This window comes from Lewinella sp. LCG006, from assembly GCF_040784935.1.
Classification (GTDB): Bacteria; Bacteroidota; Bacteroidia; order Chitinophagales; family Saprospiraceae; genus Lewinella.
On sequence record NZ_CP160680.1, the window covers coordinates 6,314,899 to 6,339,045 of the forward strand.

General features: G+C 44.6%; 19 protein-coding genes. 12 read left to right on the forward strand and 7 right to left on the reverse strand.

What is annotated here, in order from left to right; genetic code table 11:
- The first annotated feature begins 222 nt into the window (after positions 1 to 222).
- Positions 223 to 3,414 (forward strand): TonB-dependent receptor, encoded by a 3,192-nt coding sequence (locus AB0L18_RS22960; RefSeq protein WP_367389663.1) that lies wholly within the window; start codon positions 223 to 225, stop codon positions 3,412 to 3,414.
- 106 nt (positions 3,415 to 3,520) lie between these two features.
- Here AB0L18_RS22960 and AB0L18_RS22965 read toward each other — a convergent pair whose 3' ends face one another.
- A complete protein-coding gene (locus AB0L18_RS22965) occupies positions 3,521 to 4,363 on the reverse strand; it encodes an O-methyltransferase (RefSeq protein WP_367389664.1) in 843 nt (280 codons plus the stop codon).
- Positions 4,364 to 4,475: 112 nt separating this feature from the next.
- Here AB0L18_RS22965 and AB0L18_RS22970 point away from each other — a divergent pair, with 112 nt between their 5' ends.
- From AB0L18_RS22970 to AB0L18_RS23015, 10 genes are all read left to right on the forward strand, one after another.
- Positions 4,476 to 5,594 (forward strand): ABC transporter permease, encoded by a 1,119-nt coding sequence (locus AB0L18_RS22970; protein WP_367389665.1) that lies wholly within the window; start codon positions 4,476 to 4,478, stop codon positions 5,592 to 5,594.
- Between the two features lie 3 nt (positions 5,595 to 5,597).
- Positions 5,598 to 6,401, forward strand: coding sequence for an ABC transporter ATP-binding protein (locus AB0L18_RS22975; protein WP_367389666.1), 804 nt, complete (start codon positions 5,598 to 5,600; stop codon positions 6,399 to 6,401).
- A 255-nt stretch (positions 6,402 to 6,656) separates the two neighbouring features.
- Positions 6,657 to 8,315: a S8 family peptidase gene (locus tag AB0L18_RS22980; protein WP_367389667.1), complete on the forward strand. Its 1,659-nt coding sequence runs from the start codon at positions 6,657 to 6,659 to the stop codon at positions 8,313 to 8,315.
- A gap of 234 nt (positions 8,316 to 8,549) precedes the next feature.
- A complete protein-coding gene (locus tag AB0L18_RS22985; RefSeq protein ID WP_367389668.1) occupies positions 8,550 to 9,188 on the forward strand; it encodes a WbqC family protein in 639 nt (212 codons plus the stop codon).
- A gap of 22 nt (positions 9,189 to 9,210) precedes the next feature.
- Positions 9,211 to 10,962, forward strand: a complete 1,752-nt coding sequence (locus AB0L18_RS22990; protein ID WP_367389669.1) for a dynamin family protein — start codon at positions 9,211 to 9,213, stop codon at positions 10,960 to 10,962.
- Between the two features lie 93 nt (positions 10,963 to 11,055).
- Positions 11,056 to 11,208, forward strand: a complete 153-nt coding sequence (locus tag AB0L18_RS22995; protein WP_367389670.1) for a DUF2256 domain-containing protein — start codon at positions 11,056 to 11,058, stop codon at positions 11,206 to 11,208.
- Position 11,209: 1 nt separating this feature from the next.
- Positions 11,210 to 11,848 carry a heme-copper oxidase subunit III gene (locus AB0L18_RS23000; RefSeq protein ID WP_367389671.1) on the forward strand — a complete coding sequence of 213 codons (639 nt, stop codon included), beginning with the start codon at positions 11,210 to 11,212 and terminating at the stop codon, positions 11,846 to 11,848.
- Positions 11,793 to 12,941, forward strand: coding sequence for a hypothetical protein (locus AB0L18_RS23005; protein WP_367389672.1), 1,149 nt, complete (start codon positions 11,793 to 11,795; stop codon positions 12,939 to 12,941). The genes AB0L18_RS23000 and AB0L18_RS23005 overlap by 56 nt, the downstream gene beginning before the upstream one ends.
- 102 nt (positions 12,942 to 13,043) lie before the next feature.
- Positions 13,044 to 13,718, forward strand: a complete 675-nt coding sequence (locus AB0L18_RS23010) for a hypothetical protein (protein WP_367389673.1) — start codon at positions 13,044 to 13,046, stop codon at positions 13,716 to 13,718.
- A gap of 98 nt (positions 13,719 to 13,816) precedes the next feature.
- The gene (locus AB0L18_RS23015; RefSeq protein WP_367389674.1) at positions 13,817 to 14,221 is read left to right on the forward strand and encodes a hypothetical protein; all 405 of its coding nucleotides are present in this window, start codon (positions 13,817 to 13,819) and stop codon (positions 14,219 to 14,221) included.
- 65 nt (positions 14,222 to 14,286) lie between these two features.
- On the opposite strand, the gene cmk is transcribed toward AB0L18_RS23015, so the two are convergent.
- The 5 genes from cmk to queA form a co-directional block, all read right to left on the reverse strand.
- Positions 14,287 to 14,967 carry a (d)CMP kinase gene (cmk, locus tag AB0L18_RS23020; RefSeq protein WP_367389675.1) on the reverse strand — a complete coding sequence of 227 codons (681 nt, stop codon included), beginning with the start codon at positions 14,965 to 14,967 and terminating at the stop codon, positions 14,287 to 14,289.
- A gap of 44 nt (positions 14,968 to 15,011) precedes the next feature.
- Positions 15,012 to 16,523 carry a hypothetical protein gene (locus tag AB0L18_RS23025; RefSeq protein ID WP_367389676.1) on the reverse strand — a complete coding sequence of 504 codons (1,512 nt, stop codon included), beginning with the start codon at positions 16,521 to 16,523 and terminating at the stop codon, positions 15,012 to 15,014.
- 193 nt (positions 16,524 to 16,716) lie between these two features.
- Positions 16,717 to 16,938: a DUF2795 domain-containing protein gene (locus tag AB0L18_RS23030; protein WP_367389677.1), complete on the reverse strand. Its 222-nt coding sequence runs from the start codon at positions 16,936 to 16,938 to the stop codon at positions 16,717 to 16,719.
- A 176-nt stretch (positions 16,939 to 17,114) separates the two neighbouring features.
- Positions 17,115 to 18,242 (reverse strand): hypothetical protein, encoded by a 1,128-nt coding sequence (locus tag AB0L18_RS23035; RefSeq protein WP_367389678.1) that lies wholly within the window; start codon positions 18,240 to 18,242, stop codon positions 17,115 to 17,117.
- A gap of 141 nt (positions 18,243 to 18,383) precedes the next feature.
- Complete coding sequence (queA, locus tag AB0L18_RS23040) at positions 18,384 to 19,448, reverse strand: tRNA preQ1(34) S-adenosylmethionine ribosyltransferase-isomerase QueA (RefSeq protein WP_367389679.1); 1,065 nt, start codon at positions 19,446 to 19,448, stop codon at positions 18,384 to 18,386.
- Between the two features lie 342 nt (positions 19,449 to 19,790).
- Here queA and AB0L18_RS23045 point away from each other — a divergent pair, with 342 nt between their 5' ends.
- The gene (locus AB0L18_RS23045) at positions 19,791 to 21,038 is read left to right on the forward strand and encodes an ABC transporter permease (protein ID WP_367389680.1); all 1,248 of its coding nucleotides are present in this window, start codon (positions 19,791 to 19,793) and stop codon (positions 21,036 to 21,038) included.
- Between the two features lie 2 nt (positions 21,039 to 21,040).
- Here the strand turns inward: AB0L18_RS23045 and AB0L18_RS23050 are convergent, their stop codons facing one another.
- Complete coding sequence (locus tag AB0L18_RS23050) at positions 21,041 to 24,007, reverse strand: ATP-binding protein (RefSeq protein WP_367389681.1); 2,967 nt, start codon at positions 24,005 to 24,007, stop codon at positions 21,041 to 21,043.
- Positions 24,008 to 24,147: the final 140 nt, after the last annotated feature.

The following is a 24,147-nucleotide window of genomic DNA, read 5'->3' on the forward strand; positions in this document are numbered from 1 at the left end:
AAAAAACGGAGAATTTCAAATGCCAGTATTTTCTTAATCCACATTACTCAATCACCATTCATTCTTTGGCAGCACTTAAAGCTATGCCAAACATAATTCTTGCAACTTACTGAAAACAAAGCACTTGAGAAAAGTTAACACAAAGTTAACATTAAACAAAGATGGACTACTTTTAGTCAACGTAATTTTGCGGAACATACTTCATTAAATTTTACACTTGCTATGAAGAATTTTTTTACGATTTGCGCGATGCTACTCACGGCATCATTTGCATTCGGACAAGGTTCCACGACCTCATCCATGCAGGGAAAGGTGACTGATGGTTCGGAAGAACTGATTGGCGCCAACGTATTCGCAGTGCACGTACCTTCTGGTACTACCTACGGCGGATCTACTGACTTGGACGGTAACTACCGCATTCCCGGCATGCGGGTTGGTGGTCCTTACAAGATCACAATTTCTTATACTGGTTTCGAAGATGCTTCTTACGATGGTATTTTCCTGTCTTTAGGACAGCCTTACCGTCTTGATGCTACCATTCAGGAAACTGCTATTGAGTTGGGTACCGTTACGGTAACTGCTCAGGGTGGCCCTGCAGGTGGTAACATTGGCTCTTCTACCATTATTAAGTCTGACGACATCAACCGTATGCCGACGTTGAGCCGGGATTTGGGTGATTTCACTCGTTTGACCCCACAATCTAAGGCTTCTTTCGGTGGAGGTACTTCTATTGCCGGTATCAACAACCGCTACAATGCTATCTATATTGACGGTGCGGTAAACAACGACGTATTTGGTCTGGCAGCTAACGGTACCAACGGTGGTCAAACCGGTATTGCTCCTATCAGTATTGATGCCATTGAGCAGATTCAGGTAGTTGTATCTCCTTATGACGTAACCCTTGGTGGTTTCTCAGGTGGTGGCATTAGTGCAGTTACCAAGTCTGGTACCAACAACCTGGAAGGTACTGCTTATTTCTTCAACCAGAATGAAAGCCTGGCTGGCAACACCAACGGTTCATTGATCGAGCGTACGGGTGGAGAAGCTGAGCCTTTGGATGACTTTGCTCAAAACTTGTACGGTTTATCTTTGGGTGGCCCTATCGTTAAGGACAAAGTATTTTTCTTCTTCAACGGAGAAATCCAGCGTGATGAAACGCCAGTTCCTTTCTTGTTTGACACCTACCGTGGCGATGCTTCGGAAGCTGATTTGACCAACCTACGCAATCGCCTTATCAGTGACTACGGTTATGATCCAGGTGCATTTGGTAGCAAAATCGACAAACTAGAAGGTTTGCGTTTGTTCGGCAAGTTGGACTTCAACTTGAGCGAAACCAACAAACTGACGGTTCGTCATCAGTACACCAAAGCAGAGCAGTTTGATGTAAATGGTTCTAACCAGTTCAACATCAACTACGAAAACAATGGTGTTTATTTCCCAAGCACCACCAACTCTTTTGCTGCGGAACTGAACTCTATTTTCGGTACCAAGTCTTCCAACAACCTGGTTTTGGGTATCACAACTGTACGTGATGACCGTGACCCAATCGGCAACGATTTCCCTTACCTAATTCTTTTTGACGGTGACGGAACGATCAACATTGGTTCTGAGCAGTTCTCTACGGCTAACTTGCTGGAGCAAGACATTATCACTTTGACCAACAACTTCAAGTTGTACAAGAATGCACACACCATCACCATTGGTACGCACAACGAGTACAGCAGCTTCAATAACGTATTCGTTCGCCAAAACTTCGGTGTTTACGAATTCCCATCTATTGACGCTTTCTTGAGTGGTGCTAATGCCGACGAATTCTACCGTTCTTACTCATTGGTTGACGATATTACCGGTGACGAAACGGCTGCTGCTGCAACCTTCAAAGCTTTGCAATTGGGTGTCTACGTACAAGACGAGTGGGCTCCAAGTGACAAATTCACCCTTACTGCGGGTGTTCGTTTGGACGTTCCTATCCTATTGGATGATCCTGCTATTGACCCAAGCTTTAACACCACTACCCTTCCTGCTATTTCTGCAGCTTACGACGTAGAAGGTGCTCAAGGTGGTGCGATGCCAGAAGGTCAGCTGATGGTATCTCCTCGTATTGGTTTGCAGTATGCTGCTTCTGAAAACACCAACCTCCGTGGTGGTGTAGGTATCTTCACCAGCCGTATTCCTTTCGTTTGGCCTGGTGGTGCTTTCAACAACAACGGTTTGACCGTTGGTGGTGCATTTATCGTGGATCAGCCTTTCGAAGCTGATATTAACAAGCAGCCAACCAACCCTGACTTTACTGTTCCTTCAGGTCAGATTGACTTGTTTACGCAAGACTTCCGCTACCCACAGGTATTCCGTGCCAGTGCTGCGATTGACCAAGTGTTGCCTGGTGGCATCACTGCTACCCTGGAAGGTATCTATACCAAGACCTTGAATGATATTATCTACAAGAACGTAAACTCAGACCCAACCGTTGGTTTCAACTGGACTGGTGGTCCTGACGATCGTCCGGTGTACACACGTACCAGCCTTGATCCTACCTACGAGTCTATTTATCTGGCTTCTAACACCAACGAAGGTAGCACTTACAACGTAACAGCTTCTTTGTCGAAAGACTTCGACTTTGGCCTGAACACCTACGTTGCATATACCTATGGTGATGCGACTTCATTGATGGAAGGTACTTCTTCTCAGAACTCTTCTCAGTGGCGTGGTATCTTCAATGTTGATGGTCGTAACGCTCCAATGGTAGGTCGTTCAGACTTCTCTATCGGTTCACGTATCATTGCTGCTATTGGTTACGACAACTCTTGGGGAACCAATGGCTTGTTCAACACCGGTATTTCTATCTTCTACAACGGCCAGTCGGGTGATCCTTACTCTTACGTTTACGCACAAAGTGCTGCTCGTAACATCAACAACGAAACGGGTAGTACTAGCCGTAACCGTTCTTTGATTTGGATTCCTGCGGATGCTTCTCAGATCAACTTGGTGGACATCGCTGGTGGTGCTACTGCTGCTCAGCAGTGGGAGGCCTTGAACGAATTCATTGAGCAGGATGACTACCTAAGTGAAAACCGTGGTGGTTACGCTGAGAAAAATGGTGCTCGTACGCCTTTCGTTAGCCAGTTTGACCTTCGTATTGCTCAGTCATTCGGCATTAAGACAGGTACGAAGACCAACAAGTTGGAAGTATCTTTAGATATCTTCAACTTTGCCAACCTGTTGAATTCTGACTGGGGTGTAATTTACAGCAACCCATTCGATTACCAGTTGATCAACTTCAGAGGCTACGAAGCAGATGGCACTACGCCTCGCTTTACCTTTGACGATGAGCGCCGTGGTGATGACCGCTTCAATATCTTTGACCGTGGTTCTCGCTGGCGTGGTCGTATTGGTATCCGTTATACTTTCAACTAGTACTTGGTACGAAGCAAAAGGTAATAGGATTTGTACTTGCTAGTACATCCTGCCAAATAAAGAGGCGGCCTGCTGATGATTTCAGCAGGCCGTCTTTGTTTTCACATCAAAAAAATCCCAACCGCCAGGGCTTATAGTGATAAGGAATCAAGGTAAAATGCTCTTTCTCTTGCTGTTCTTCCCGAAAGAAGAGCACCCCAAAATCAAAGAGATCGACACTAAGGGTGACGGAAGGATGGTTTTTTAATACCTCCCAGGCTTTTTCCATACCTTCTGACCAATAAATATCTCCCACTGCGACTACACTTCCAGGGTGCAGAAAAGGCAGTATTTGTTCAAAATAGGCTATAGTAGCCGCTTCCCGATGATCGCCATCCAGCCAAACCACATCCAGTTTTTCTATACGGGGTAAGCATTCGGGCAACACCTCGGCAAAGCTTCCAGTAATAATTTCTGGCTGGTATTGCTTGCCCATACGTGCAAAAGAAGCTTGGGCCATTCGAGCTACTGCTGCTTGTCCTTCAATGGTATACAGCTTGGCTGCTACTGCTCCGCGCTGTAAATACATCGCGGATATGCCCAAGTTGGTCCCGAGTTCGAGGATAGTTTTGGGTTGAGAAAACTGCATCATCCTGAAAAGGCGGCGCCCGGTTTGCGGATCAATACTGCTCCAACGAGCCATTTCTTTGACAGCCCTTTTCTCTCCTTGCCCCGCACGGCTCCCTGCTCCAAGATCCGAGGAATAATCAATCATTTGCGGCGAACGCAACCAATATTGCCTGATGATTTCTATCTCATCGAAAGCATAATATTCGCGCTCATCTTCCAGTACAGCTTTCAACCAAGCCGCCAAAAATGGGGAATGAACATCATAGCGGGTTTGCGCCCGCCAATAATAGCGGAAAGCAGCTCGCAACCAATGCCAGTGAGTAGAGAAAGGGACGGACATTTATTCAGGGTGTAAAATTTGTGATGATGTAAAGGTGTAAAAGTTGGCGTAGTAAATGAAATTTTGTGGACTCCTAAAATTATCCTAATTTCCGCAAAAATATACCTATTGCATGGCGTCACTGCTTCATTTGCGTAATCGCTACGATGGAAAACAACAATGGATATGGGCTATTGGCGGCTTTATCATTTTCATTTTGATCTGGTGGGCAATGGCCGAAGCCTTGGCTATCCAACGACCTCTCGTAGAATACGCTTCGAAAATTCCGACTTTAGAAGATCAAAACGCGGATGATTTTTCCATCAATCTTGATAGTCTTTTTACAGTTGATTCTATCAACCTGGCGAATGCCACAGAGTTTGAAAAAGTCTACCCCTTGCTACCTCCCCCAAACCATGTGGTAGCGGCCTTTCCTGTGCTGAAGAAGGAAGAAAATCTCTTTCTCAATACCTGGATTTCTATCTGGCGCAACCTAAGAGGATACTTTTGGGCCATCTTCATTGCACTGACTGTAGGCTTTCCCCTTGGCTTGATTCCTGCGGTTAGAGCCTTGTTCAGCAAACAAGTTGATGCCCTGCGCTACTTGCCAATCACGGCGATTACCGGGCTCTTTATCCTATGGTTTGGTGTGGGCGATAGTATGAAAGTAGCCTTCCTGGCATTTGGTATTTTGGTCTACCTGCTACCGGTGGTCATCCAAAGAATCAATGAAGTGGAAGACGTTTATTTGAAAACCGTATTCACGCTCAGTGCGACCAACTGGCAGATGATTCGCAGCGTTTATTTTCCATCTGTGCTGAGTAAATTGATGGACGATATCCGTGTACTGACCGCCATCAGTTGGACCTATATCATTATCGCAGAATTATTGAATCGCGACGGTGGTGTGGGCGCAATGATCTGGGTTAGTGGAAAATATGGCAAAGTAGATCAAGTTTTTGCATGGCTGATCGTCATCATTTTTGTAGGATTTCTTCAGGATCGACTATTTGTCTACCTAGACAAGCGGCTGTTTCCACACAAGTACTACAAGACTGTTTTTGGAGGACTCAAAGAAGTCAAGCTTGGCTTTCTGCTGATGCTGGGTAGCGTGATGCTTTATCTACTACTCGGTGCCTTCATCCCGTCACTTACGGGCATTTTACTTAACCTGATGTACATCACCGTGATTACGGGGCTCATTATGATTTTATACGGTGAGTTTCGTTTCCAACGCTCTTATATCCAATAAGCTATGTCCTTATTTCCTGATAGTAACCAAGAAAATATCATTGAGCTGCGGCAAGTTTCCCACTCGTATAATGGTGGAGAAAGCTTTGTGTTACAAAACCTCGACTTCCTCGTGGAGGACAAACCTGCTCAAGGTCAGTTTGTCGTAATTCTAGGGCCTAGTGGTTGCGGTAAATCGACAGTGCTCCGTTATATAGCGGGTTTGCAGCGACCAAGCTCAGGGCAAGTGTTGTTGAACGGCAAGCCCATTGATGCCGATAACCGAGTAGGAATGGTCTTCCAGGAGTATTCCAGCCTGCCCTGGCTGACCGTACTTGACAATGTATCACTGGCCCTGGCTTATCAAGGAGTTAGTGAAAAGGAACGAGTGCAAAAGGCAATGGAGATGATCACTAAAGTAGGCTTGGCCGGACACGAAAACAAATTCGCCCAGTACCCTACCCTATCTGGCGGCCAGCTTCAGCGGGTAGCCATTGCACGAAGCTTAATGGCCAACCAGGAGATACTCCTGATGGATGAACCCTTTGGCGCACTCGATATCAACACCAGGCTACAAATGCAGGACCTCCTGGCCGACTTATGGCGGGAGATCCATCCAACAGTTATCTTTGTCACTCACGACATCTCCGAAGCGGTTTACCTGGCCGATGACATCTACATTATGAAAAAAGCGCCATCTCGTTTTGTGGAACATATCCGGGTAGATTTACCTCTACACCGGGATCGGAATATGAAAAGAGATCAAAAATTTACGGACCTCGTACGTGAAGTAGAAGATAGGATGATTGCCATTGACCAGCAAGATTAAGGTCATTCATTCGTCATTAAAGCCTATTCACTGCCTTTTGCCATCCTCCGGTGACTTATTCTCACCATAAAAGTCAGAATTATACGTTCATTTTCTACTTTTGGGCGAAGTTTTGCCAAAAGTAGTAAAGCAAAGAAAACCCTTCTGGGGTTTATTCCGTAAACAGCAATATTATCCTCACGCCCGGGTGACTAGATTCCGCTTTGTTTTCCCCTCACCTGGTGCTGTGAATTATGCACAAACATCAACTTTTACATGAAATTTAATCTCTTTTTAGGGATGCTCCTCGTTTTCGGATGCACCCTCCTAAACGCTCAAGACGACAAGCCTACGCCGAAAGATTGGCCGCACATGGACCTCGCAGAAGACGGCTATCCAGGCATGAGCACAACTAAAGCTTACCGGGAGATCCTTAATGGTAAAGCAAGTCAAACGGTAATAGTAGCCATCATCGATTCAGGTGTGGACGCCGAGCATGAAGACCTGGCTGACATCATGTGGGTAAACGAGGACGAAATTCCTGGCAACGGCATTGATGATGACAACAATGGCTACATTGACGATATTCACGGCTGGAACTTTATTGGTGGTAAAGACGGCAAGAATATCAATGCAGAAAACCTCGAAATTGTAAGACTTTACCGCAAACTTCATGCACGTTTTGATGGTGCCGATGTTTCCAAACTATCAAAAAAGGCACGTCGTGATTACGAAACGTACAAAGAATACGAAGAAATCATCAACGACAAGCGTGAAGGTATGCAGCCCAACGTAATGCTGTATACGCGCACGCTGGAAATGATGGACGAATTGATCGAAGCTATCGGCAAAAAGCCTGCTGACATCAAGCTAGATGACGTAAAAAAGCACACTGAAGCAGAAGGTAATGTCGGTAAAGCGGCTCAGTTCATGAGTGGCATCCTCGAAAAAGGCGACGATTTTGATGACGTCTACGGTCAGGTAAAAGGTGCTGCTGAATATTTCAATGACTCTTACAACTACAATTGGAACCCTGATTTTGATGCACGTGACATCGTAGGAGACAATCCTGCTGATCTCAACGACCGCAACTATGGCAACAATGACGTTGAAGGCCCCGATGCTTTACACGGTACCCACGTTGCAGGTATTGTTGCTGCTATTCGTGGCAATGGTATTGGTATGGATGGCGTAGCTAGCAATGTTCGCATCATGTCTGTTCGTGCCGTTCCTAATGGTGATGAAAGAGACAAAGATGTAGCCAATGCCATCCGTTATGCCGTTGACAATGGTGCTACCGTTATCAACATGAGCTTCGGAAAAGGCTACTCTCCTTACAAAGATGCCGTTGATGATGCCGTACGTTATGCCGTTTCGAAAGATGTTATCCTCGTTCACGCTGCGGGCAACGATGGAAAAGAAAACAACTTTGAAAATAACTTCCCTCACGACAAATATGACCGTCGTGGATTGTTCCGTCCTAAGTACGCTGATACCTGGATCGAAGTTGGTGCTATGTCTGCTAACAATGACCAGGACCTTACCGCTGGTTTCTCCAACTGGAGTCAAGACAAAGTGGACGTTTTTGCACCAGGGGTAGAAATTTACGCTACTGTTCCTGATGACAAATACCAAGACCTGCAAGGTACCAGTATGGCTGCTCCTATGGTGGCTGGATTGGCGGCAACGCTACGTTCCTACTTCCCAGACTTGACGGCAGAACAGGTGAAGCAAATCATCATGGACTCTTCCGTTAAGCCTTCCTTCTTAGTGAATGTGCCAGGAGAAGAGGACAAGCAAGAAATGCTGGATAAATTGTCAGTTACAGGCGGTGTAGTCAACACCCTCCGTGCCGTACAGATGGCAATGAACATCCAGGGTGACAAGAAAAAGCCTGCCGCTACTCGCGATACAGCTTTGGTGCCTAGAGCTTAAGTTAGGGTATAAGGTACAGGGTATAGCGTACAGAGATAATTCCTAAAACGGATACTGTAACTATGCTTCGCACCATTTCAGTAAAAGGTAGAGAGATTTAGCAACGGTTCGTTTCAGGATCAAAAATCTCTCTACCCTCTACAAAAGAGGGCACCAAACATCCCCTGTCCTTTTACAATTTTAACCAGTGCATTCTGTCTTGAGCCCAATTGTCGGAATCACCAACTATCCATTTTGAACACCGTTCTTTCAGAGCTTCATTTCCTCCCCCCCATCGCCAGCTTTGTTCACTTCAAGGCTGCTGACGAAATCCTACTGGAATCCTGCGAAAACTATCAAAAAAGGTCCTACCGCAATCGCTGTTATATTATTGGTGCAAATGGCTTGCAGCGTCTTAGCCTCCCTCTGGAAAAAGGCAAAAACAACCAGTTATCTATTCGGGAAGTTGAACTCAATTTTCACCAAGATTGGCCGCGTCAACATTGGCAAAGTATCCGCTCGGCTTACGGCAATGCACCATTCTTCCCCTATTATGCCGATGAGCTTGCGCCGCTTTTTTTGCATCCGCCAGCACTTCTTTGGGAATTTAACCTCGCTGTGCTAAAAACGATCTTCCGTTTATTACAATGGGACAAGCCTATTCGGCTGACCGAAGAATTTCGTTCCCAGTACCCTGCAAAAGTCATTGACATTCGGGAGAAAATCACCCCGAAATCCTATCCTCCAGCTTCCAACGATCAACAAAATTTCGTAGCTTACTCACAAGTATTTCTGGAACGCCATGGCTTTATTGCCAATCTCAGCATTTTGGATTTACTTTTTTGCCAGGGACCTCAGTCCAATCTGTATCTTAGCGAAAATTCATCGTCCTAAGATTTAACCAAACTTCTCTATTGTGACTAAACTGCTCAATCCGCAACTGCAAACCCATCGAGCTCAACTAGAAGAAATCACCAAGGATTTGCACGAGCTGACCATTCGGATTGGCCACGAGGAAATGAGCCATACCGTCAGTGATTTACGTAATCGCCTGCACGAGCCTTTCATGTTTGTCATTGTGGGAGAAGTAAAAGCAGGAAAAAGCAGCTTCATCAACGCCCTACTCGCTACGGGAGAAGAGATCACCAAGGTCGCTCCTCAACCGATGACGGATACCATCCAGCAAATCTTGTACGGCGAAGAAAGAGCTGAAGTGATGGTCAATGATTACCTCAAGAAAATTATGCTGCCTGTTGATATTCTTCAGGATATAGCAATCGTTGACACACCGGGCACCAATACCATTGTGGCCCATCATCAAGAAATCACGGAACGTTTTGTTCCGGCATCAGATTTGATTGTCTTCGTTTTCGAAGCAAAAAACCCATATCGGCAATCAGCCTGGGAATTTTTCGACTTTATCCAGGGAGAATGGCGGAAGAAAGTCATTTTTGTTTTGCAACAAAAAGATTTGATGCCAGCTGAAGATTTGGCCATAAACATCCAGGGCGTTAAGGACAATGCCCTCAAAAAAGGGATGACCATACCCCACGTTTTTGCCGTCTCGGCCAAGCAGGAACAAGAAGGACAAACGACACAATCAGGATTTGGCGAGCTGAGAGCCTACATCCAAAACCATATTACTGGTGGCCAGGCACCAGCGCTCAAGCTGATCAATAGTGTCGCCACCGCCAACAACATCAACGAGCGCATTGCTACTGGGCTGGATTTACGCCAACAACAATACCGGGCGGATCAGGAATTTCGCGAAGACATTAGAGAAACGCTCGACGAACAAGAAACCAAAAGCTACAAACAAGTTGATTTGCTCAATGATGCCTTATTGGGTGCTTATGACCGGATCACTACCAAAAAAGCTTATGAGCTGGAAGGAGGCCTCAGTTTGTTTGGCCTTCTGCGACGATCAGTAAGCAGCATTTTCTCGAAAACACCCTCTGCGCAACAGTGGCTCACCGACTTGGCCAAGGAGATGGAGGACGAACTCAATGGTGCATTACAGCAACGCCTCAACGAGGGTATGATCGACCTGGCGGATAGCATCCAGCAAATGGCCAAGATCATTGACCTGAAAATCCGTTCCAGTAAAACCATCCTCAGCAACGATCACGAAATATTCAGTGACATTGCCGAACGACGCGAGAATGTATTGCGCGATTTACAAGATCAGTTTTCTCGTTTTATCAGTAAGACGGAAAATTTCACCGATGAATCCCTCTTCCCTGACAAGAAAAACCTATCCCCAAACCTGGCCGCTGGCTCTGGTATTGCAGCGATTGGTGTTATCCTGATGACCGTTAGCCAAATAGGTATGCTTGACATCACAGGGGGATTACTTACGGCAATAGGGCTGTTATTTGCAGGTTTCAGCACTCGCTCGAAGCGCAAAAAAATCACGGATGGCTTCCGTCAGGAAATTGCTCAGGGCCGTCAACGTCTCACTGAAGAAGTAAATAGCACCCTCAAACGATACATCGTCCATTTAAAAAAACGTATTGATGATAATTTCCTCCGGTTTGATGACCTGCTAAAACGGGAAGGCGTACAATTGGAAGAAATATCTATCCAGCAATCTAACATCAATGAACGACTCGCCACTATTGCCAATGCTCTGGCGCCTCTAAGTCGTGATCTTGACGGTAGGCCTTAAGGTTTAGGCTGAGCCTTTGATAATTCCATATTTGGCATTTTTTCGACAACCTTTGTTCAAATTTACTGTTAGAGTTGTTCTGCTGAACATACGATGCCAAAAACAAGAAAAAAAGCTGATTTTCCGCAAAAGCGCTGTGCACATTGTCAACGTCCCTTTCTTTGGCGTAAGAAGTGGGAAAAGGTATGGCATGAGGTGAAGTATTGCAGCGATCGTTGCCGTAGAGAAAATCGTCAAGACAGATAAGATGAACGAAAACACCCCACTTCGTGACCAGTACCAGGCTGATGGTGATGAGTACGGCTCCTTTGCCTTTCACCCCTACAATGTTTTATTGATTCTACTTATTTTTAGTCTTTCCATCCTCTTTCTGTCGCTTAGTATTTCTTTTGTTTACTCCAGGGTGCAGAGTTCAGCACCGCCCATAAAGCTCCCTGCCATATTTCTTTTTAATACCCTGATACTACTAGCCAGTAGCGGAACCATGCTGACCGCAAAAAAAGCCTATGTAGCTGATAATACCCCACGCTATAAAGTAGCCCTGGGCATCACCATGGGCCTGTCCTTTCTATTCTTGGCATTGCAGGTCGTAGGCTGGAGAGAACTCTTCCAACAAGAGATTTTTATTGACAGTGACAACGCTGCGGGTTATCTTTACGTGATTTCTGGTTTGCACTTTGCTCACGTCATTGGAGGTATACCATTTTTGGGGTACTTCATCTGGCAGGCTCATAAAAAAATGCAAGACCCTGTAAGTGTGCTTGTTTACTTCAGCGATCCAGAGAAAAGGCTAAAACTTCGTTTACTCACCATATACTGGCACTTCCTTGATGCACTTTGGATTTATCTCGTTTTGTTTTTCTTTATCAACTACCTTATTCGCTAAAGTCAGGCACCTCTTCCCCTCACCAGACAAATTATGTTGGGGACTGAGTGTAGTGCTGCTTTGTTGTTGCTTTGGCTGCCAGTCTTCCCCTAGCACTGAAGAAGATACCGCTGCCCAGCATGTAGAACAAGGCAATAGACAATTGACCCTCAACCGGGCCGTAACGGCTTATGACCATCCTGATGGCCAACCAGTAGCAGCATTGCAAAAAGGAGACCTCATCGTATTAACCGATGAAATTTCCCCACGTCTTTATTCACGAACAACCCGAAAAGATACTTTACTGGAGCCTTTCTTCAGGGTAGTCCTCCCGAATAAAGAGCTTGCCTGGATCTATGCCAACCCCGCTGATTTCGTTTTACCGACCAAGGATACCCTTCAATGGCAATGGCAAAATAGACTTAGAGGGATCTTCACTCCAAGTAAGCTGAACCTTTATACCCAAATCTGGGACCAATGGTCGAATACCCATCAAGCGGGTGTACAATTGCTTACCTTTCAAACCATTAGGTCCTTACGAGATCAACTGGAAGCAGATTTGAAGAATTACCCTTTGCTCCCTGCCTCCCAATACGAAGGGCTGTTTCCTGCCACCTTGGCTTACCAAAATACTGCTGGCCCTGGTTGGTGGATTGATTTCAACCAGTGGGTAGAGCGTTGTGCAAAAATTCCTGGAGCAGATGCCGAGCTTGCCATCTTTCAGTTTTACCAAAAAGAGGTTTATCCTCCGGATGGAATTGAATACCATTTTCACAGTTGGGAGTTTCCAGTCACTATTCAAGAAAAACACAGTTTACTTGGAAGGAACATTCATTTTGATCTTTTCATGAAGTTGGAGCAAATCACCCAACAATACCCTTTCGTACAAGCGGAGTGCATAACATTGAAAAACCAATTGCTTGATGATATCACTGCTTCAGGGACAAGCTATTGGGAAGATTGGCCTGCCATCCAGTCAGAGCTGGATACCATCCTAAACACAAAAAACTGGCATATTCTTAATCAAGAAGACCTGGCAATCCTTAAGCAGCGCCGCCAAAACCTCACCATGCCTAATCTCCAAGAACTGTATATGGGCAAACGCAATAAGTAGGCACCCAAAGAAAATTACGCCAATAAGGCTCCGGTACGAAAGACCTTGTTTTCTAACAAAAGACTACCTTTGTAGTCTAATAATTAGTTGTACAATCAAATTATGATTTATTTAGCCATTCTTGCGGGTTCTTTGGTGATTGGTGGCTTGGCGCTAACCAGTCTGGTTGCAAAAAACATGGCTCCGGGTAACAAACGCCTGGCTATGGAAACCGAACGTATGAAAGGTGACATGGATACCTGGGTCACCCAACTGGTGCCCATTGACAAGGAAGAACTTGAGCTGTTCAGTATTGGCCAGGACAAACAAGTGCTGCGCAAAGGCGTCACTACTACCGCTAAAGGTATCTTTACCACCATTTATCACGAACCAGTACTCGCCTATAGCTACCGAGAATACCTCGGAAAGGCCAACAAACCCAATGCACTGCTCTATGCTCGCACTGCTGAGCATGAATACATCTACTGGATAAAAAAAGGGGTAGCCACCCTATTTATTGACCAGCAAGAAGTGGGAACACTCAGCCAGGATGGTATCTTGAAAGGCAAACGAACGGGTAAAGTGATCGCTCAACTAAAATCGGGCAAGGAATCTTTACGACCAGTAGAAGTAGGAGGAAAAGAAGTTGGCAACCTAACAACCAGCTTAGAAAAAGCAGACAAAGGGCTACATCGGCGGGCATTCAGTTTTATTAGGCCTGATCTCAATGACAAAGAAGAGCAGTTGTTTTTAGCACTCGCCCTGGAAGAATTGGTAAATAGGGCGGTACATTCCTAGTTTCTAGGGAAGAAGGTGTAACTTTGTGCCCCACAGTATGAACAATCACCATAAGTTCCTGTTGTAAAGAGGATTAATTACTCACGAAATTTCAGGCCATGAGCCTAAGGAAGAAAGTCAATTTGATCATCTATCGTTTCCGCGAAAGCGGGCTAGAGGTCTTTTTTCTTAATAACCAAGAAGCAAATACCCTCAATTTCCCACAAGGAGAGATGAGCCAGCAATCTTCAGATGATTACATCGCCCTTGATCCCGTTCGAGAAGAAACCAGTGGAGAACAGGAGGAAGCTTTTGCCGTTGAGGGAGATTGGCATGAAATCCCTAGCTTAAAAACAATGCTTTATCAAGATGCTAAGCAGCTGAAAGATAAGCTGAAAGAAATTGAGCAAGGAGCCTTTGTCAGTATCAAAGATGCCCTAAAAGGTGCCTTACCGCATCAATACGCCTTCTTAAAAGAACTCAAAGATATTTTAAGAGATCGCAATTCGCTGCGCGACCTGTAGCAGATAGCCTTCAATAGAGGATAGCAAGCCCCCATTTCTATATATGAAAATGGGGGCTTGCTGTTTTAAGCTCCTCGCATCTCCGCCAGTACTTTTATCATTGCCAGCTGTTCTTCCATAGAGAGTACCGTGTTGTCAATGACAACGGCATCGTCTGCCTGTCGCAACGGGCTATCTTCCCTGGTACTGTCGATATGGTCTCGCTCTGTAAGGTTATTGACTATTTCTCCTAAGCTTACCGATTGTCCTTTTTCCAAAAGTTCTTTCAAACGTCGGCGAGCACGTTCCTGGGGGTCTGCGGTCAAAAAGATCTTTAAGCTTGCTTCAGGAAAAACAACGGTACCAATATCACGACCATCAAGGATACATGACTTTTTTTCACCTAGTGCCTGCTGTTGTTGCACCAAAAAACGGCGTACAGCAGAGATGGTCGCAACGGGACTTACGGACGCCGAAACCTCCATGGTGCGAATCTGTTTTTCCACATCTTCACCATTCAAGAAGGTGTGCAGGCTGCCATCTTCATCACGTCTAAAGTCGATTTGAATCTCTGCCAAAGCCATAGCCACCTGGGCGGGATTATTCCAATCAAGCTGGTGTTTGATAAAATAATAGGTAACGGCACGGTACATAGCCCCCGTATCGATATAAGTATAATCCAGCTTTTCCGCAAGTTGCTTAGCCAGTGTACTCTTACCGCAGGCTGAGAAGCCGTCGATTGCAATAATTATTCCTTCTGTTTTCATCAAAGGTGAAGATAAGTCCTAGTTTCCACCCCTCCAAGTGGGCATCAATCCAAATGATCGAGAAACACTTGCCAGAGTTTTTCTAGCGGCAAAGGCTCGAATTGTGATAATATTCCACGGTACGTAAAAGGCGTTTCAGTTAGGTTATCCAGGTATTTCTCGGTGTGACGCAATTCCTCCTTTTGATAACCAGCTTTACGAATCTGCAGCAGCAGTCGAATAAATTGGATAGGACGATAATATTCATCTTTATGCAGATTGCGGTTGGCCATATTCTGCAATTGATTGATGAGTTCATCGCTTCGATTGTACTGCTTTTTTACGACCAAAAAGAAAATTTGCATAATCAACATAAATAAGGTCAATATCTTTTGATCGGAACCGTAATGAAAATCTCTCTCGACAAATTTCTCTGGCTGGAAAGGCAACTGGCGCTTTGGAGCAATGATCCGTTTGGATAGTCCTCGACGTTGGAGAACAAAAAAGATAACTGCCTCAAAAAGTCTCCAACGTTCCCGCATATTTGCCTCCTGCTTAAGGAATTTTTTATTAGCTACGGTCTGATTGTAAATAGCTAAGGCTTGAATATGATGGTCCGTATGAAGCGCTAAAAGAAGGTAATACTCCATAAACGTAAACCAGGGTTTACTCCCTTCTGGAAACTGCTTGAGACATTTTTCTGCATTAATTTGCCCTTTTGTATAGTTTCCTAAATGAAGATATGCTGACATTTTTTTGGTGTAAAACTCAATCAGACGCTCCTCCTGGTAAAACTTTGGGTGATCGATGATGTAGTTCTCTGCTCGTTCACACACCTCAAGTAAGGCTTCGTATTCCCGATTCATTTCGTAGCGCATCGACCAAACCAAAAACATATTGTAAAAAATCAAAGGAGAATCATGGACTTCCGAAAGACTTAATAACATTGTACTATAAGTGTCAATGCGCTCCTCCAGGTCATTGTCTTTGTGTACGGGTTGATAATAATCCATCACTACCCGTTGGTACAACTCTTCCGAACGCATCTCGGCAGAAAGGATCAGGCTGTGTTCTTTTATCAGGTTATCGTAATACTCAAATTCCTTAGTATTACCGGTTAAGGCAGCATCCTCCCTTAGGATACGACTACAGTTGACTATTATTTCAGAAATCCTAAACTTTAGTGCAGTTGTCAGGATACTTCGGGCCAGGCCCATGGCCGAGCTATGTGCATCATTATCCAAAAGAATTTTGACCAGGGTCCATTCTTTGTGGCAAGAAAAGTGGGCTCTATCGTAGTTCGAAGCCGAAGGTTTGTTGACGTCCAGAAAAAACAAAGTATTCAACAACCGCTTGCGGAAGCGCGATTTTAGCTGCCGATAACGGGCATCTTTAGGAGTGCAGCCGTAAAGTTTACTAGAAGCATCGCGGTCATTTTTGTAGAGACCTGAAGTAAGGTCCTCGTAAAACTCATTAAATTTGCTGCCCTTCCCGCGGAGTGAGTATTCGTCAAAAATCTCAATCTTCTTGACTTTCTTTTTAGTCACTACTCCGGCGATTTCCAGGAGGTTTTTCATTGTGTTGCTGTTTGGGTAAGTTTTCCAGGCAACCTTTTCTGACAAAAAGCTACCTTGTCACAAAATAACCAAATAATGGCATAAAATGTAACAGGGTTTACTGCAAAAACAAAAAAAAGGTTTCACTCCGAAGAGTAAAACCTTTTTTACTGCGATACAAGAGGGCATTATTAACTGCTCCTCCGTTTAAACATTAATACTCATCTTCATTAAAGAGAAAGTCATCCTTACGAGGATAGTCTGGCCATACATCTTCGATGCTCTCATACATCTCTCCCTCATCTTCCATTGACTGAAGATTTTCAATTACCTCAAGTGGAGACCCGGAACGAACAGCATAATCAATGAGTTCGTCCCTGGTAGCTGGCCAAGGTGCATCCTCTAAGTGAGAGGCTAATTCCAATGTCCAATACATACTTAGACAGTTTGTTCTGTTTACAAATTTCTGGAAAGGTTAATGCCCCTTTCATCAGGTTGGTAGAAAATATACCCTATACTCATCAGCTAAGGTGTTGCCTTAGCCTAAAATTCAGGCAAATGTAATAAACTGAACGGGTAAGTAATAATAGAAGTTCAACAATCGTCAAAATACTATTTTTCAAATCCCGTATATGATCCAAGAATTTCAAAGGTCTGGTTTTCGTAGCCGGGGGGGATCATCCCTATTTCCGAAGAATTTTGTGGCCCAGTAGGATCACAGAAAACATAAACCTGGCCTTCATAAGTAACCGCATCCCCTATTAATCCTGGGGCAGCAACAGCAATACTTAAGTGATCTTCGTAAGCTATGACGATCATTGGCAACTTAAGTAACGATTTAACCAGGGCATAAAACAAGGCCGAACGATCTTCGCAATCAGAAAAAGGATAAAAGAAAAGCTCATCGGCTACCATGGGTTTGTTTTCCCCAAAGACCTCTTTATCATCTTTATAAACGAAAGCTGAGCGTGTAAAGGCGACCAAGAACTCCAGCGACTCCCGCGGTGTCTTCCCCGCCAACAATTCTCTCAACTGCGGTACCAAGCTAGCTTGCAGCGCGTCAGACAGTGGCGCCTCCATATACCAATGCTCATCGACCAAGGGATAATGCTTAAGCAGTTGGGCCAAGCCAGGGTTGTAGCGAATATTAAGCTCCTGGGTTTGCCCACGGTATTGAAAAAAAACACTCCTCGGTTCACTTTCACGTAAAATATTGGGCCATGTGTCCAGCAAAAAAGAAAAGGCTCGTCCATTAGGTTGAGGTGCCTGGTCCAATAAATACATTGATCGCCCCATATTCTCGACGCGAACACCCGTCGAAACATTAGCATACTGACGATTACCATCCTGAATCAATGGAATCTCGTACAATATATCCGTGGTGTAGACATTGACGTGTAAGAACTTATCCCGGTAAGTCAACCGCACATCGTACCCACTTTTGGCCAGCAGAAAATAGGTGGAATACTCCACTATTGCTTCACCACTAGGCTTTTGGTAAATGGCTTGTAGACCTTGTCGTATCAATTGAGCAAAAAGCCAGTCGTTTAATTGTAGTGCAGTCGCTTTTGCTTGTAAATCCGTCAACAAGGTTTGATAAGGGCGACGTTCAAATTCGCGAAAAAGCGACCTCAACGCCATCTCTTCCATACGAATTTGTCGGGTATAGACAAAGTCTGCAGGAACCAGCATCGTTATCTCCTGATCATAAAAATCAAAAGTCACCTGATTAGATGACATTGTTGCGTTCAGAGGGATATTCACTCCGATTAATAACCCCGCTAAAAGGATTAGATATTGCAAAGGAAAGGAGTAAAACATAGAAAGCGTACCTTTTTCATTAAGGTACGCTTTCCACCGAAGTTCTATTGTTCGCATTTGTTACAAAATCAACATCGCATCACCATAAGAGAAGAAGCGATATTTCTCTTTGAGTGCTACCTGATAGGCATGCTTGATCAAATCAGGGCCTCCGAAGGCACTCACCATAATCAACAAGCTTGATTTAGGCAAGTGGAAGTTAGAGATCATTGAATTAGCGATCTTAAAATCGTGGGGAGGATAAATAAATTTATTGGTCCAACCTTCTGATGCTTTGAGCATCTGCTCCGCAGAAACAGAGCTTTCAATAGCCCTCATAGAAGTCGTGCCAACTGCACAGATTTTCCGGTTATTGGCTTTGGCGTGGTTTACCTGCTCTACTGCTTTCTCGGGAATTTTGTAATATTCTGCATCCATTTTATGCTTGGACAAGTCTTCTACGTCAATGCTCCGGAAGGTACCCAAGCCAATGTGTAAGGTAAGCTCGGCAAAGTCAACTCCTTTGATTTCGAAACGCTTCATCAATTCCCGGCTGAAGTGCAAGCCAGCAGTAGGTGCAGCGACTGCTCCTGTTTCTTTGGCAAAAACCGTCTGAAAACGTTCCTTGTCACTTTCCTCTGCTTCGCGATCAATACGTTTTGGCAAGGGAGTCGTACCCAAGTAATTGAGTTCAGCCCGAAATTCTTCGTCTGGACCATCGTAGAGAAAACGGATGGTACGTCCACGAGAGGTGGTATTGTCTACTACTTCCGCTACCAAACGGTCATTATCATGCTCATCGCTGAAATAGAGCTTATTGCCTACCCGAATTTTACGAGCAGGATCTACCAACACATCCCAAAGGCGTGCTTCGGTATTGAGTTCTCGCAACAAAAAGACCTCGATCCGTGCGCCCGTCTTTTCCTTACGACCATACATGCGGGCAGGAAAAACCTTGGTGTTATTAAAAATAAGTACATCCTCTTCGTCAAAGTACTCCAAGGCGTCTTTGAAGACACGGTGCTCAATCTCCCCAGTTTCACGGTGAACAACCATCAAACGAGAATCATGCCGCTCTTTGGTCGGATACTTAGCAATAAGTGATTCGGGAAGATTATAATTAAACTGAGAAAGTTTGGTTCTCATTTACATTTTTTTCAGAGGCTGATTAAGAGTTACCTGCAAACCACGGAGCTGCAAGATAGAATTCCGGTAAACTCCCAATGTGCTCACTACTTAAATAAGAGCGCAAAAATAGGAATTTATTTATCCAAATGGTAAGCTTAGACAAGCTAAATTTTAAATATCCTTATATTGAACCCCGCAAATCTTCACCTTCAACCAATTAACGGGTTATTTGGTTCGAGGCCAAATCGGCGATTCAACGTAAATTAACCGGGATTGGCAGATTATTCCTTTTTCTTCATCTAGAAAGTACGGTAGAATCAGCCTCGTTCACTAGCTTCGTGTACTCAACACCCGACGATCATGCGTATCTTCTTCAAAATATTCACCGAAAGTATTCGGCAAGCCAGCCAGCAGCTAAGTGGTAATAAACTTCGTAGTTTCCTCTCGCTGTTGGGCATATCCATTGGTATTTTCTGTATCATCGGAGTACTTTCTGCGGTGGATTCGCTGGAAGATAATATTCGTGGCAGCATGGAGAAGCTAGGCAACGACGTGCTCTATATCCAGAAATGGCCCTGGGGAGACAACAGCAGCAATTGGTGGGACTTAATGAAGCGCCCAACGCCACGTTTTGACGAGTACGAGATCATCAACGATAAATCACAGTCGGCCTTGATGAGTACCTTTTTCCTGGGAGCAGGATCGCGTACCCTCAAATGGAAAAACAACAGTGTTGAGCGTTCTTTCTTGTGCGGGGTTACGCCTGAGTTTGTCTCCGTTTTCGGAATGGGCTTCCATCGCGGACGCTTCTTTTCGGCTTCAGAATCTCATTACGCTAGCAATAAGGTTGTCCTTGGTTATAAAGTCGCCGAAGAACTCTTTGGTTCTGTAGAGCCCGTGGGTAAATCCATCAAACTGCAAGGTGGAACCTACGAAGTTATCGGCGTATTGGAAAGCTCTGGAGATGAGTTGATCAACCCTCTCGATTTTGACGAAGCAGTGATGGTCACTTACACCAAAGTGAGTCGCTTGGTCAACGTGAAGGGCAACAATAATGATTCTTTCATTGCCGTAAAAGCCCGCCCTGGCGTTAGTTTAGAAAAACTTAAAGGAGAACTGAGGGTTCTCGTAAGGTCACAAAGGCGTCAAAACCCAAGAGAGGAAGATTCCTTCGCTTTAAATGAGCTTACGGTAGTTTCTGCACAATTCGACTCCTTCTTCGGTGTTTTGAATCTTTTGGGTGGCGTAATTGGCTTTTTCTCCATTCTCGTAGGTGGTGTATCGGTTGCGAATATCATGTTTGTTTCTGTAAAAGAACGGACCAGCCAAATCGGGGTTAAAAAAGCGTTGGGAGCCAAACGGCACATCATCCTTTCGGAGTTCCTTATCGAAGCCATTATCCTCTGTCTACTCGGTGGCATCATGGGGCTTGGTCTGGTGTTTATCATCACCAAAATCTTAACAGCCGCCCTTGACTTCCCCATCTACATTGACTTCGGCAATGTGATGCTGGGTGCTGGCATGTCCATCATTATTGGTGTCGTAGCTGGTTTCATTCCTGCGCTGCAAGCAAGTAAACTTGATCCGGTAGAGGCGATGCGGCAGTAGAGCTATTCTGCTTTACCATTCGCTGATCTCCGATATTCACTGGGAGACACATCACAATACTGGTTGAAAGTTCTGGAAAAATAATTGGGATCAGTAAAACCAGTTTGGTAAGCAATTTCCGTGATTTGCAGTGTGGTTTCCCGCAATAAGCGTTTTGCTTTAGTAAGCCTGGCATCGCGGATGTATTGAGTGGGCGTCTGGCCCGTCAAGGCTTTCAGCTTACGATAAAACTGAGAGGAACTCAAAAACAAGGCTTCTGCCAGAAGGTTAGCAGAAAGCTGCTCATCGCTTAATCTTTCCCAGACAAACGTTTTTAACGTCGATAAAAACTGTTCATCCTGCTTACTTAAGCCAGGAGGAAAAGCTGGTTTCTTCTCTTCCGGCAAGGCTGAAGAAGAAGTTTGGTAGTAATGCTGTACCTGTTCTTTGAGTTTTTGCAGATTTTTCATCCTCAACAAAAGCTCTTCCCGGTTAAAAGGCTTTGTCAAATAAGCATCGGCACCATAAGTCAAGCCAGCAAGCTTGTTTTTTTCATCAGCTTTTGCGGTTAGGAGAATGATCGGGATATGCGAAGTCCGCCGATCCGATTTCAAAAGCTGACAGAGTTCATAGCCATCGACGCCGGGCATCATCACATCGCTGATAATGATGTCTGGACAATTTTCAATGGCCAGATCAATTCCCGTCAAACCATCTTTGGCAAGGATTATTTCGTATGCTGAGCTAAGGATTTTCTCTAGATAAGTCGCTACATCCACATTGTCTTCAACGATGAGTAGTAAAGGTAGATCTTCCTTATCCGAGGCTACCACACTGGTATCACCCTTAGAAGAAGCTAATGGCGTTTCGGGGCTTGACTTCGATACTTTTTCGGCAAGCTTAGTTCGGCTACTGCCTTCTTCCAGTGGCAACACTATGGTGAAACAACTCCCCTCTCCTTCCTTGCTGGTGACTGAAATTTCACCAGACATCAATGCAACCAACTGTTGGGTAAGCGTAAGTCCAACACCCGTTCCCAAAACCGAAGTATCGCTATTGGTTGCTCGAAAAAACGGATCAAATATCCCTTCAATTTCCTTTTCAGGAATACCTAGGCCTGTATCTATCACCCGAACTTCTAACCACGTTTGAGCATCTCGTTCATGGGTATCGACTTCTAGTTTCACCACATCACCTTCCTTACTAAACTTAATAGCGTTTGATAAGAGGTTGTATACTATTTGTTGAAGTTTGAATTCATCAAAAGCTATTTCCAGTTGTTCCACCGCAGAATGAAACCGCAGTTTCACCCCCTGGTCTTTGGCAAGAGAATAAAAAGATTCCGTGAGGTAGCTCAAATAGGCAATTACATCTTGTCTTGTTAATACCAGCTCAACGGCACCAGCTTCCAGTTTTGCCAATTCCAAAAGCTGATTGACCTGGCGATGAAGATGCGTACTGTTTCGGTCAATAAGGCCCAGGCTACTCTCCCACTCTTCTTCCACCAAAGGTGATAATTCAACTGTTTTCAGGGCTGTCTGCAAATGATCCACCATTCCCATGATGACCGTCAAGGGCGTGCGCAACTCATGAGTAATATGCGTATAAAACCACTCTTTAGCAGCATGCAACTCAGCCATCTGGGCAGATTCTTTTTCTTGTTGTTCCCTCAGCAGGGTCGCTTTTTCCAGCTCAAACTGCACTTTCTGCTTTTGCTGCTCAGATTCCCGTTGCCTAAATACCAACCCGAGCGAAAAAATCACCACTTCGATGATCGTCCCAATTTTATAAGCCAGGGTGGAAAACTCAATGGTCCTCATTCGATCAATCAAAGTCAACGAAATACCTAGCCCCATCGCAACAATGCCAGCCAGAATAAAATAGCGCTTGGAATCTTCGGTTTTCATCAACATCCACAAAAAGAAGCCCAACAGAAACAAAAAGCTGATCAAGTAAGTCATTCCTATGGCGTCGGCAATGTTGTAATTAAAATTGGTGACTAGCATCACTACACCATCCGCTACTAAGAAAGCAAAAGCCAGGTGACTGAACCACCTGAAAAAACGATCCCAGGCCGGCATCAATACATTGAGATCAAGGAAAGATCGAAGAAAGGCCAAGTAGCCGACCACAATGAAATACAAGCTCAATTTGAAAATGTATATCCACTGCGGATGATTGGGAAAGACGAGCCCCATTAACCAATCGGCCAATTCTCCACTATTATAAAGTGTAAAAATTGACAAGGCCAACAGGTAGAGGGAGTAATAAATAAACGCCTTGTCGCGCACTAGTAAAAACAAAAAGAGATTGTACACAAGGATCAGCAGCACAAAACCAAAAAACATCCCATTGAACAGCTTCTGGTTTTTCAAGTGATCAAAAAATACCGCTGCGCTGGAAATTTTAAACGTATAGGTTGGCGATAGCTTTTTACGATCACAACGCAACCTGACATAAACATCTACCTCTTGCTGTATTGGAAGAAAAACTTTCGCATAATTCCCCTTGGAACTTGGTCTGAAAGTACGTTCTGACAAGGCCGCAAAAAAGCCGGTCTGCCCTCTTTGGGTATTGCCTTGCTCGTCAATCACTAAATAGAAAACATCCGTTAACAACAAGGGAAACTTGATGATCCACTCCACTTCTGAATAATCATCTGAAAGATCGTTTTTTACGCGAAAATGGAACCAATAATTCCGCTCTGCTTCCAGAAAAGAAGCCGCTTCGGGCAGGGAAATAAAAGAAGTATGTTGTAGTGATTCGGGAGAATAATCATCCCCCAACAGATCGGGAGCATAGGTAAGTGCTGATGTTGAAACCGAAATTTCCTGGCCATCCAACAAGCTAATCGTATTGGGAGAAGCCTCAAGAGGGGTATACACTAGCAGGAACATCCCCGTCAGTAGGAATATACAAAATCTTAACGGTTGTTGGCAGGCTCCTAACACCACCAACATCTGGGCTTCTCTTTTAACAACTGTGTGCATTTTCTCTTACCCGAACTTATGCTTTTTGACAAGGTAAGGAAAATTCAGAAAGCAGTATTTTTATTAGTAAAAAAGGAAGGTGATCAGGACGCTACTTTTACAGCTGGTCTATAGTTAATGGTTGTACGTTATTCAACTGG